At 47.8% G+C, this 12,685-nt stretch carries 11 protein-coding genes; all 11 read right to left on the reverse strand.

What is annotated here, in order from left to right:
• Positions 1–20 precede the first annotated feature (20 nt).
• The 11 genes from NLBNIHML_RS14405 to spoIIID all read right to left on the reverse strand — a co-directional run bounded on the left by NLBNIHML_RS14405 (position 21) and on the right by spoIIID (position 12,574).
• Positions 21–1,148: a glycosyltransferase family 4 protein gene (locus tag NLBNIHML_RS14405; protein WP_339238171.1), complete on the reverse strand. Its 1,128-nt coding sequence runs from the start codon at positions 1,146–1,148 to the stop codon at positions 21–23.
• A gap of 375 nt (positions 1,149–1,523) precedes the next feature.
• On the reverse strand, positions 1,524–2,282 hold the full coding sequence (locus tag NLBNIHML_RS14410; protein ID WP_494354599.1) for a WecB/TagA/CpsF family glycosyltransferase: 759 nt from the start codon (positions 2,280–2,282) through the stop codon (positions 1,524–1,526).
• A 7-nt stretch (positions 2,283–2,289) separates the two neighbouring features.
• Positions 2,290–3,471: a polysaccharide pyruvyl transferase CsaB gene (gene csaB, locus NLBNIHML_RS14415; RefSeq protein WP_494354600.1), complete on the reverse strand. Its 1,182-nt coding sequence runs from the start codon at positions 3,469–3,471 to the stop codon at positions 2,290–2,292.
• A complete protein-coding gene (locus NLBNIHML_RS14420; RefSeq protein WP_494354601.1) occupies positions 3,447–5,468 on the reverse strand; it encodes a DUF5693 family protein in 2,022 nt (673 codons plus the stop codon). Before NLBNIHML_RS14420 ends, csaB begins: the two co-directional genes overlap by 25 nt.
• Before the next feature lie 216 nt (positions 5,469–5,684).
• On the reverse strand, positions 5,685–7,406 hold the full coding sequence (locus tag NLBNIHML_RS14425; protein ID WP_494354602.1) for a phospho-sugar mutase: 1,722 nt from the start codon (positions 7,404–7,406) through the stop codon (positions 5,685–5,687).
• A gap of 112 nt (positions 7,407–7,518) precedes the next feature.
• Positions 7,519–7,950 (reverse strand): 3-hydroxyacyl-ACP dehydratase FabZ, encoded by a 432-nt coding sequence (fabZ, locus tag NLBNIHML_RS14430; RefSeq protein ID WP_145324406.1) that lies wholly within the window; start codon positions 7,948–7,950, stop codon positions 7,519–7,521.
• Between the two features lie 521 nt (positions 7,951–8,471).
• Positions 8,472–8,696 (reverse strand): DNA-directed RNA polymerase subunit beta, encoded by a 225-nt coding sequence (locus NLBNIHML_RS14435; RefSeq protein ID WP_494354603.1) that lies wholly within the window; start codon positions 8,694–8,696, stop codon positions 8,472–8,474.
• Positions 8,697–8,708: 12 nt separating this feature from the next.
• Positions 8,709–9,548 carry a flagellar hook-basal body protein gene (locus NLBNIHML_RS14440; protein ID WP_339238184.1) on the reverse strand — a complete coding sequence of 280 codons (840 nt, stop codon included), beginning with the start codon at positions 9,546–9,548 and terminating at the stop codon, positions 8,709–8,711.
• A 533-nt stretch (positions 9,549–10,081) separates the two neighbouring features.
• Entirely contained in the window at positions 10,082–10,966 is an 885-nt protein-coding gene (locus NLBNIHML_RS14445; RefSeq protein ID WP_433747875.1) for a flagellar hook-basal body protein, read from the reverse strand.
• Positions 10,967–11,068: 102 nt separating this feature from the next.
• Positions 11,069–12,067, reverse strand: a complete 999-nt coding sequence (locus tag NLBNIHML_RS14450) for a rod shape-determining protein (protein WP_253441322.1) — start codon at positions 12,065–12,067, stop codon at positions 11,069–11,071.
• 219 nt (positions 12,068–12,286) lie between these two features.
• Entirely contained in the window at positions 12,287–12,574 is a 288-nt protein-coding gene (spoIIID, locus tag NLBNIHML_RS14455; RefSeq protein WP_024632710.1) for a sporulation transcriptional regulator SpoIIID, read from the reverse strand.
• Positions 12,575–12,685 lie beyond the last annotated feature (111 nt).

A 12,685-nucleotide genomic window follows, 5' to 3' on the forward strand; every position in this document is an offset into this window, starting at 1 on the left:
TAAGCATTACATTTATCTATTTATGATTTCGAACGAGTCTCTGGGCTCATCTTAACACGCATGCGCATCAGGAAGTTAATAACCGGTCTTCTCGTCTTGCTAACAAGTCCGATGACTTCTGCTCCTACCTGGAGGAAAAACATCATGATGCAGATGACCACAAATGTTACCCAGTTGGCTTCGAACATGGCAGCGGAAGATTGAATAATCGCCAGAACTCCGAAGAACGCGGCAATTCCGTATATGATCAGTACCGTCTGACGGTGACTGAATCCAAGTTCACGCAAGCAATGATGCAGGTGACCTTTATCCGGTGAGAAAATCGGTTTCCGTTGTACCGCACGACGGATGATCGCGAAGAAGGTATCCGAGAGCGGCACGCCGATGATGATCAGCGGTGTAATGAAGGACACGACAGCAATTTGTTTGAATCCGAGCATGGACAGCATCGCCAGAGAGAAACCAAGGAATAGTGATCCCGTATCCCCCATGAAGATCTTAGCCGGGTGGAAGTTGAAGAACAGGAATCCGATAATACTACCCAGCAATACAAGACACATCAAGGCGATCATCATGTTACCCATCAGGAAGGACATCACGGCAATGGTACCAATCGCAATACCGGATACACCGGCAGCCAGACCATCCAGACCATCAATCAGGTTAATCGCATTGGTTACACCAACGATCCATAAGATCGTCAGCGGAATGGATACCCAAGCTTCGAGTGAAGAATAGGAATCCTGAAAAGGAATGTTAACGAAATCTACCCGGATATTAAATCCGAATACAACGACAGAAGCAGCAACGATCTGACCAAGCAACTTCACTTTGGCTGAGAGCTCAAACCGATCATCAAGTGCTCCAATCAATACGATAATTGTTCCACCAATCAGAAACGCACTGACAAAACTCATATCCCGAGTCGTGAACCATGCCGATACAAACGGAAGCAATGCAGCAACTGTAATAATAAAGGCCAGGAATATCCCCAGACCGCCAAGACGCGGCATGATCCGTGTGTGTACTTTACGTGCATTCGGCGTATCCATTGCGCCAATGCGGACTGCGAACTTTTTGACAAGCGGTGTCAGGGCAAGAGCCAGTCCCATTGACACGATAAATCCAATGATAAAGATCGCTACCATTTGAACATTCGACCCCCAATTATAATACCTGTACGAAATTATAAATCCCCTGATCTCTTTTTATATATAAAAAATTATTGTTAGTCACTTTTGATGAAAAATGCCATTTGCACCAGAACGGAGAGGGCAGAAATAACCTGTAGAAGCGAAGCATTCGCCTTTATCACGGGATTTCAACCTTGTAAAGGTTAGAAAAAGAAATCCAGGGATAACAGCGATCAAAAGGTTATTCTGACATCGAAGTGGCAACGTGCAACTTAAAGTTTCATTTGAGTGGCACACATGTAATCCGGAATGAATTATACGCCGATCCCACCCGAAAAGCTATCCTCAATTTCTAGCATAAACAAGCATTTATCTCTTAATTACCTGTTTTTAACGGGCTTTTGTCACGTTTTCTTTGTCACGCATCACCTTAACAGCGAATTTCGGAAGCGCAAGCATCCGGCCAGCCCGGCTTGGTTCACGCAATAAGCGATAGAACCACTCCAGTCTTAACTTTTGGAACAGCATAGGCGCACGTTTGGTTTTACCCGAAATCACATCAAAGCTGCCGCCAACACCCATGGTTACGGGAACCTGCAGTGCATCTTTGTGTTTATGAATCCAAGGTTCCTGTGTATCGGCCCCACGTGCTACAAACAACAGATCAGGTGAAGCTTCGCGAATAGAAGCGATAACCTGTTCATCCTCAGCCGGACCAAAATAACCGTCGCGATAACCCACAATACGAATCGCCGGATATTGCTGTTGTAACCGAACTGCCGTTTCTTGAATCACCTCAGGGGTGGAACCCAGCAAATATACACCCCATCGATAGTTTTCTCCAACACGCAGCAATTCATGTAAAAGCTCAAATCCCGGCACTCGCTCAGCTACTGGATCTCCACAATAGTTTGCCGCCCATACAACCCCTGTTCCATCAGGAACAATTATTTCCGCAGATTGCATGACTTCCATGATTGCGGGATTTTCCAGTGCAGCCATAACCATAATCGGGTTGGCTGTAATGACTTGATGTGGTTGCTTGGACAGCACAGCTTCCTGGAGAACCTTTACCGTTTCTTTCATCGTCAGTTTGGAAAAAGGAATGCCGTAGATCGAAACGGTAGGTATGGATCCGGTCTGACTCATCTTTATCTCATCCTTTGCGGCCTAAATAGTTAATAATCTGCTGTGCAGGCACTCTGGCTTCCTGCTTCAATTCGGTGATGCCATCTTCATGTTCCTTCAGCCACTGTGATCGTTGATCCAGCAATCCAACGACAGTCTTGGCGAGTTTGTCGCCATCGAGAGAGCTCGTATCCCCTGCTGGTTCACTATCCAGTCGAAGCAAGAATTGATCGATTTTAGGATCATACGAGATACCCACCGGTGGCACATATTGCGAAGCTGCATAGATCAGACTGTGCAGACGCATACCGATGACAAGATCACACTTGCTGACTTCCTCCAGCATAAGCTGAGGGTCGGTCAGATCCTGTGCGATGCTAACCTCACTGCCTTTGCTGGTCACATCACCGAGCAATTCCATAAGGAATCGTGAAGCCTGTTCATCAATCGGCAAATGAAACGGCAGAAAACGCAAGTGAACAGCTCTTTTGGAACATAACTTTTTCAATCCCGCGGCAATAGCCGTTAGCTCTTTACGATCCGACTCCCAGAACCGTACCGATATCCCGATCACTGGAAGCTTCGTGTGTGCTCCAGATGTAGTTTCCACTTGGTTAGCTTGGGTAGCTCCATTGGTTGAAACTGCACCTGTGCCACTCTTAACTTTAGTCTCAGGTAGTGGCAAACCCATTACGGGGTCGGGTACAACATGGATCTGATTCCACTGTAGCCCGAGACCACGCAGGTAATCTGCAGATTGTTCATCCCGAACAGATACATAGGTGCAGCTCTTAAAGACTGATTTGATCATCGGGTTAAAAATTTTTCGATTCACAGGGCCAATACCCTGTGCATAGATAAACGTTGGTTTTTTCAGCATCTGAGCCAGCTTGATCACACCCAGATAATAAGGAATGGATTTCAGTCCAGTTGCATCCTGCAATAGACTTCCTCCGCCACTGATTAGCCCATCGCTCTCCTTGAGTGCTTCACGGACTTCCTTTAATTTCATACGGTTCACGGAGCGCACACCGTACATGGCGGTTGTCGACTCGGGATCACCCGAAAGAACAATAGGTTCAATCGTTATGTTCGACCTTTGGCTTTCCTCTTCCAGCGCTGTCAAAATCGACTTTAGCACCGCTTCGTCTCCGCTATTGCGGAATCCGTAATACCCCGAGATGACTAACTTTTGAGAAGTGGTGACCATTTTTTCCAACATCCTTCCGCTACTTGCCACACACCCACAGCAATGATACCGAAGATTAAGCCAAGTCCCAATCCCATCACTCCACGAATGAGTGACAATACAGCCGGCGTATGGATATGCGCGAACGTATCCACCATGGACAATTGTCCAATCGCTGCAATAATGAGCACAAAGATGACTTTACGATATTTTAAAGCGGCGAACACGCCAACGATAAACAGCGGGTGTCCCAGCATAAATTCTTTGAATCTCGGACGTACACCGAACGTATCTTCCAGCGTAGTACGCAGGAACATCTCGAATGGTGTTACTGATCCCGAGTTGCCTGTACGGCTCAAGTAATAGTATCCAACAACGGCAGCAACGAGTGCCAATACAACCATTAACACATTAATTGGCATACGAAGCATTTCTTTAATTTTCTTAATAGAGAACGATCCAGAACCACGATAAAACACAATGTAGATCGCTACCAGTGCCATAGGTGCAAAGTGCAACAGACTTACGCCGCGGAACTGGTTAATGACCAGACTGTACGTAATGCTGTTAAGCAACGCAATGACAAATGGTACGGCCAGGAACGAAATAATTGACGTTCTTACATATAAAACTACAGTCTGTTTCAAACGACGACCCGCAGATGCGTCGGGTTGACGCTGTTGCTGATAGTTCACGGTACGAACGGCCAGCACCATCGCTATGGTCGGCGCCGCTATGGCCACAAGCAAGGCTATTCCTTGCTCCAGCAGCGTTGGTTTCAAGAGGAACAATCCTGCACTGCCCACCAAAGCAACCACAAATGCGATCAAGGTCAGTAGTGGGATAAAATAAGAAACCATAAGTGCAATCATCGCAATCGCACCAACGAGAGCAACCAGCTTGGCATAACGTTGAATCGACGAATCCTTCACTGTGAATGCTTCAGCTTGTCCAAGTTCGAAGCCATGTTTCGCCATACGTTCTATCGCATGACCAGGCTCACCCAGGCTGTTGATCAGATTCTCAATTGGATCTGTAATCATGGCCTTGGCTGTATTCCGACTTGGCGATGCATTCATATAAAGCATACGAATGTTGCGGTCTTTGGTTGCCAGTACAAAACGGTCAGCGATCGTGTCTACGTCCAGATTGGCATCGCCATCACTAAGCGAGTACAGACGCGTAACGTTGTAATCCGTTTTATAAGCAAGGGTCTGGAATCCAGACTGCGGTTTCTTCAAGTTCTCAATGGCTGCAAGACCAATATTGTGCTTGTTCAGCAACTGTGCGAACTGATCAAGACTTCTCATCTCTGCATTATCATTGTACCCTTTCACAGCATCACCATCAAACAAGATGCGCTTTACGCCATTCTCTTCGAAAAAGGTAAGCAAGCGCTCCATCGATTCCTGGCTGTAGGGCACACTGTCTGAGATCCGCGGCAAAATGTAAAAACCTTTATCACGCAGCATCTTCACGGCAACCGGATCAGGCTGCAAAGGCTGCATGTTGGCATTCTCTGGAGGAGTCTGCAATATTAAGCCGCTACGACCTTCATATTCCCATGGTTGCACCGGAATCTGCCGATCAGCGAACGTTTGTTCAATAATAGGGGTATACGTCTGTGCGTTTTCCTCTGATGTAAATAACACATACGTGTAATTCGCGTTAGAAGGGATCACATCTTTGGTCAGGTTCGCGAGATCCTGACCGTTGTATACCATCAGTCGGCGTGTCTTTCTCAGCTCGTCCAATGTACTTTCGAACACAGCCATCGTTGTAACGCCTGCGTCTTTTAGACGAGTCAATTGTTCATTCATGAAATCTTGCGGATGTGCCTGATACGCGGAGATATCCAGCAGACCCCGATAGTTGAAAACAAGCTCCACCTTTTTGGCAGAAGATTCTGTCTGCACCCGATCACTGATTACAGGGATGGACGCAACCAGACCGATAATAACGACGAGCCACAACCACTTCCGAGAAGCGTTATTCCAATAAAGCCATTTTTGACGCACTACATGTACCTCCTCAAGTGTTGGAACCAAATGCACGTTCAGCTCAAGTAATTCGTTCATTTAACATTTATACAATAGGTTACAAACAGCTTGTGTCAACAAGCCCTGATATATGCCAGTCTATCTACACTTTTATTTCAAAGAAAAACCCCTCCGCCAACCAACCTTACGGTGCGGAGAGGCCTTCTCATGTTCTTGCTCATTGTTGCATTCGTATTATTGTGCGTCTACACGCGACATTACGTTGGTCACCAGACGCTCGATCCGGCTTTCTGCATCTTCCAAACTCTCTCCACGAACGGCGAAGTATACTTTGATCTTCGGTTCTGTTCCTGAAGGGCGCAAGCAGAACCATGATCCATCTGCCAAAATGAACTTCAGTACGTTTTCCTTCGGAAGACCGTCCAGACCAAGGGAGTAGTCCAATACATCTTGTACAGCAATTCCCGCTACTTCTTGTGGCGGATTGGAACGCCAGTCCGTCATTTTGGCCTGAATCTGAGCTACGCCGTCTTTACCTTTCAGCGTACGGGATTCCAGCTTCTCCAAGAAGTACCCGAATTGGTTGTACAGCTCTTGCAAGACATCATAGAGTGTCTTGCCTTGGCTTTTATAATAAGCAGCAGCTTCAGCAATCAGCATCGAGGCAAGAACAGCATCCTTGTCGCGGGCATAGTTGCCTGAAAGGTAGCCATAACTCTCTTCATATCCGAACAAGAAGGTATGACTGCCTGTTGCTTCGAACTGGTTCATTTTTTCACCAATATATTTGAAACCTGTCAGTGTGTTCATCACTTCTGCACCGTAATGTTCAGCAATAACAGCACCCATCTCACTAGTTACGATCGTTTTGACAACTGCGCCATTGCTTGGCAGTGTTCCTGTCTCTTGTAGGCGACTCAGCAGATAATGTACCATAATGGCACCAGACTGGTTACCAGACAAGACGAAATATTTGCCATCGTTGTCTTTCACGACAGCACCCATACGGTCTGCATCCGGATCTGTTCCGATCAAAATGTCAGCGCCCACGGATTCTCCCAGCTTCATTGCAAGCGTAAACGCTTCGCGTTCTTCCGGGTTAGGGGATTTCACGGTAGAGAACTCAGCATCCGGCTGTTCCTGTTCAGCTACAATGTGCACTTGCTCGAAACCGATCTGCTCCAACACGCGACGTACAGGGATGTTGCCTGTGCCGTGCAGCGGTGTGTATACAATTTTGAAATCACGACCAATGCCCGATTGGATCAGTTCGCGGCTCAGACTACGGCTTGCTACGGTATCCACGAATGCTTGGTCTTGGTCTTCACCCAACCAGATCAGGAGCCCTTGGGCTTCTGCTTCTTCTTGCGTCAGCTTCTTCACGTCAGCAAGGGAAGGCACTTCCTGGATGTAATGAATGACTTTTTCTGCTTCAGCTGGTACCAATTGACCGCCCTCATGATTGTAGACTTTGTATCCGTTGTATTCCGGTGGGTTATGGCTCGCTGTTACAACGATTCCGCCAGTAGCCTTCTGATTACGCACTGCAAATGACAACTCTGGAGTTGAACGCAGGGATGGGAACAGCTTGGCTACAATGCCGTTTCCAGCCAGTACAAGCGCAGCATCCAGTGTGAATTCAGGTGAGAAATGACGGGAATCATGAGCAATGACCACAGAAGGTTTGCCTTCTTGGTCACCATGCTGCTCAAGCAAATAACGCGCAAATCCTTGCGTCGCCCGACCTACGGTGTAACGGTTCATCCGGTTGCTTCCTGCACCAATGACCCCGCGCAATCCCCCTGTACCAAACTCCAGGTTTCTGTAAAAACGTTCCTCTAGCTCTTTCGGCTGATCCTGCAAGTCACGAAGCTCCTGTTTCGTTGCTTCATCAATCGAAGCATCCTCCAACCATTGCTGCAACGTCTCTGATGCTGCTGTGCTTAACTGTTCCATTTCTGATAAACCCCTTCCGTCTATATAAATTCAGGTGTGCTGAGTTACTTCAGCATCGTGCATCATTCGGCCCGTCTATGTTCCGAAATGATGTCAATGCTCACGTATGTAATCAGCTTGGGTCAGACAGTGCAAACATAATCTCGCCTTCAGCGACTACTTTATCGTCCACTCGGGCAGTTGCTTTACCTTTACCAATAGAACCCTTCAAACGTGTAATCTCCACTTCCAGGATCAACGTATCTCCGGGCACGACTTGTCCACGGAATCGGAAGTTGTCCAGTCCCGCCAAAAAGCCAATTTTGCCTTTATTGCCTTCCATATTCAGAATGGCTACTGCACCAACTTGAGCCAGCGCTTCAGTAATCAGTACACCCGGCATTACCGGATACTCTGGAAAATGACCAATGAAGAATGGTTCGTTAATGGTTACGTTCTTCAGACCAACGGCACGTTTGCCATCCTCAATCTCTAGAATCTTGTCCACCAGCAAAAACGGGGGACGGTGCGGGATGATTTCTTGAATCTGTTTAATATCGAGCACAGTGTAATCTCCTCTCGGGATGTTTATATGAGCATTCTTCATCATAAAGTTCTCATGTGCGCATAGGTGACCGTTACGGTTACGGATCGTTCTTTCGATCGCTGTTGTTTCCTAATGTTTCTGAGCTATATCTCAGATGGATAACATTAGGAAACAGCTTATGCTTTCGAAGCAGCTTTCTTTACAGAAAGCTTTTAGGCGAGCGCTTCGCTTCTTCTGAACGATTCCGTTCCCTCCACTTACTTCGGTGCTGCAAGGTCAACCCCCACATGACAAAGGCGAAGCTCATATAAAATGTTTTAATTTAAATTTTGTATGGAAAGCATATTTTCGGTTAACACTAGTTATATCCTTCATGACTGCAGTAGTGAAGGTTAAGATAAGGGGTCTCTCTTCGCGATGACGAATGTCTTTCGCAGGGGAGGCCTCTTTTGACGTCAAACGTCATCCATCATTATACTGTTTTCAACGTCAAAAAGAAAACTCCTGCCTGCGCAGGAGTTTTCGCTTAACTCGTTACATTATGGAGCGAACACTAGATTATATACATGTTCCCATGTACTCCATTGCCATACGGAACCGATATCCTGTTTGCCCAGTACCACATATCCAGCTACCATTCCGCCAGCGAGGGCAAGAACAAGCAGGGCCGGGATCAAGAACCATCTAGCGATGCGCCATCCACTCTTCTTCCTCTTGACTTCCTTTTTCTCTGGCTTACTGTTCTGCTGCTGTGTTTCTGTCATCACATTCACCTTTTACGCTCTCATATTGTTGGCAAGACCCAACATGGAATCACTTGAAGTTAGCGCCTTGGCCGCCAGTTGATATGTCCGCTGTCCTTGCATAAGCAGAGTCATCTCCTGTGTCATATCCACATTGGATTGCTCCAGAAATCCTGGACGGATTAAGGCAGCTGCTTGACGTGTAGCTGCATTCGCGCCAAATACATCATCCTCGGTTAATCCCGCATCCAGGCCGAACAGGTTATCCGCATATTGTACCAGACCTTCAGGGCGTTCAATGTCTACCACTTGGAGTTGTGCCCCAATGATTGCGTTCGCCTCATTACCGCGTCGGATTAACAGGTTGCCATTTTCATCAAAAGCAACTTTGCTATTATTCGGTGCCGTAATGCGATTACCTTGACGATCCAGAGCAAAGTGACCTTCACCATTGACCATCACCATCATATCTGGTGCATTTGGATTAGCTTTTGGTCTTGTATCCGGTACAAAATGAAATGCACCCTGACGTGTCCACATTTTCTCCCCGTTCGCTTCAACTGCAAACATGGCATTTCCTTCAATGGCCAGATCAGTCGGAAGACCGGTCTCGTTCAAGGGGCCTTGAGACATATCCTTCGTCACATCCGCCAAACGAGCACCAAAACCGAGGTTATATCCCATCGGTGTGGAGCGTCCATCCAGTTTGTACTTGTCCGGTTGTTGTTGCACCCGGGTCAGCACATCCTCGAAGGCCGCTTGCTTGCTCTTATAGCCTGCCGTATTCACGTTGGCAATATTATCGGCAATGACATCCAGTCGTTGCTGTATGGCAGTCATGGAAACCTTGGCACTAATCATCGAATTATTCATCGGTGGTTTACCCTCCCCTTGTGTCCTGTCCACCCTCCCAAACCCTCCCTAGTAGGGAGGGCCCCAGATGGCGCTGCCCTCTGGACTCCCGAAACAGGCGGATTAGGTAAGTGGGGTACGATCTTGCTAAGTGACGGTGGTGTGTGTTCGCCGCGACTGCCGGGTTATGATCCTCGCCATAGTTTCACATGGCTGAATCATAGCCCGGCACGCTCTTTATGCGGCGTGGTAGCTCCGCGTGGTCTCTTCCCTGCTTTGCTTCGCAAAGGACTGTCGAGACCGTCGCTTCGCTCAAGTAATGCCACGCATTCCTCGCATAAGCTCAGCTGCGTCTTGGCTCTCGCGCTACGCGTGGTCTCTCCCTGCTTTGCTTCGCAAAGGGCTGTCGAGACCCTCGCTTCGCTCAAGTAATGCCACGCAATCCTCGCATAGGCTCGGCTGCGTCTTGGCTCTTCGCTTCGCGTGAGCCTCTCTGCTTTGCTGCGCAAAGGGCGTTTGCCTCTCCGCTGCGCGGTTATATTTAAACGTCGGCGTTATACACGGCCGACTTCATTGACAGCTTTATCCAAACTGCGGTCGTAGAACTGTACGACCTTCTGATTCGCTTCATACGCCCGGAATGCGGCGTTCATATCGACTGTTGCCTGTGAAGCATCAACATTGGAGCCTTCCAGATAACCCTGACGGATCTGCACATTATCACCAGCAGCCATCATCCGGGCCGTTGCCCCATTTTCATCACTGAGACTGAAATTGCCATCACCTTGACGAACCAGTTGATTCGGCTGGTCAATGACACTAATGCCGAGAGTAACCCCTGTCGGTGCACCGGTTGCTGCATCCACCAAACGGCCTTGCTCATCCACTTTAAATTGCTCTACAGAACCTGTCAACACTATAGGTTGTCCATTATTATCCAACACTTGTGAACCTGTTGAGCTCAGCAGTTGTCCCGTTCCTGTAATCTCGAAGTGACCATCGCGTGTATAACCGGTGTTACCTTCTGCATCCTGAACTGTAAAATACGCCTGAGGCTGATAAGTTACCGTGCCATCGGCCCGTACAAATTTGCCTGATGCGTCAAAAGGGACAGGTTGTCCAGTCTGCGGATCATTGACCGTCATATTGGATGAAATGGAAAAATCATTTTTCTGCCCCGTCTCCATAATGGTCCCCTGCAAATTCATGGACAAACTCTCTTCCGCGAACACCCCCGTGTTCAGCTTGCCCAGCCGCTTTGTCGGGAGATTTGCATCTCCGCCTACCAAGGTAATGAGCATTTCCGGGAAGGAACGGCTTACGCTGTTGACCTGTTTATATCCCGTGGTGTTCATATTTACGATATTCTGTGTTGCTGTGTCATGGCGGCGTTGTTGCGTAATCATTCCCGCAGTAGCGGTGTACAGACCTCTTAACATGTATTAACCCCTCTCCTCAAGCGCTTGCACTGCATCGCAGGTTGGCTGCTTGTCCGTTCTGCTTTCCGAGCATGGCGAACCTTTGCTTTTTATATCGGCAGATTAGAACTTTTTCTTAACCACCTGATCCAAATTATTAAGCATTATGCCTGTCCCCTTCACGACACAGTGCATTGGATCTTCCGCAACCCATACCGGTACATGCAATTCATTGGACAAAAGCTCGTCCAGTCCGTTCAGCAATGCACCTCCACCTGTCAATACAACACCACGATCGATAATGTCCGCTGACAATTCAGGCGGTGTACGTTCCAATACCGACTTCGCTGCTACGATGATGGATTGCACAGAATCCCAGAGAGCTTCCTGTACTTCATTTCCCGATACCGTTACGGTAACAGGCAGACCGGATACCATATCACGTCCGCGAATGTCCATCTCGGTTTGACGTCCACCCGGATGCACGGAACCAATCGCAATTTTGATATCTTCCGCGGTACGTTCACCGATCATAAGCTTGTACTTGGCTTTAATAAACTTGATAATAGCTTCGTCGAACTTGTCCCCTGCGACTTTAATAGAAGAGGCGGTGACCACGTCGCCCATAGACAGGACTGCAACGTCAGTCGTACCGCCGCCGATATCCACGACCATATTGCCGCTCGGCTGAAAAATATCCATTCCCGCACCGATCGCTGCCGCTTTCGGCTCTTCTTCCAGAAACACTTCTTTGGCACCGCTGCGTTCTGCCGCCTCGCGGATGGCCTTCTGTTCCACGGAAGTAATGTTCGTTGGTGCACAGATCAAAATTCGAGGGTGGCTGTACCAGCTTCTTGCACCCACACGATTAATGAAATGTCTGAGCATCGCTTCCGTAATCTCGAAGTCCGCAATAACGCCGTCACGCAGCGGTCTAATGGCAACAATGTTACCTGGAGTACGCCCCACCATACGACGCGCTTCTTCCCCAACAGCAAGGACACGCTTCGTATCTCTTTCAATGGTCACGACGGAAGGTTCATCGAGGACAACCCCACTTCCTTTCACGTGAATAAGCACGTTTGCCGTGCCAAGATCAATACCGATATCCTTGCTAAACATAAAAGAGCCCCCAAAGTGATATTATTTGGTCAGCGTATCCTGTGAAAAAGAGTCCCTTATCACGTCACCGCTCGTTCGACAAAGTGCAACATATATATGTAAAAATCGGGCTGATAAGATGTCATAATTCGATCCTGTACCAGCTTTTAACATATCATACTTCAGGGGAGGGATTCAATGCATGTGTGAGCTTTTTGACCTACGTCTTTGTGCAGATGCTTACGATTTGGCGGAAGCCAACACCTCACGTTTCTTGCCACTCGTTTTTTTGTATTTAATTTTGGTCGCTTCACCGCCCCGCAAATGGCGGATTGACTTGTGATACTCCAAAATGTGTTTCACCTGGTCAGCAAGATCAGGGTTGATTTCCGGCAGACGCTCCGTCAGATCCTTATGCACAGTACTCTTTGACACGCCGAATTCTTTGGCTATGGTACGGACCGTATTCCTCGTCTCAACAATGCAGCGACCAATTTTGATGGTCCGTTCCTTGATGTAATCGTGCACGCTCCCGCCTCCCTACTGTGTGGATAGTTTGGTACATTATATGAGGAGCATGCCTATATATTCGCGGTTTAGAGGTGTGACAAGCTTCGAAGGTCCCATTATTTTCTGAAA

The sequence above is a fragment of the Paenibacillus sp. JNU01 genome, from assembly GCF_059130585.1.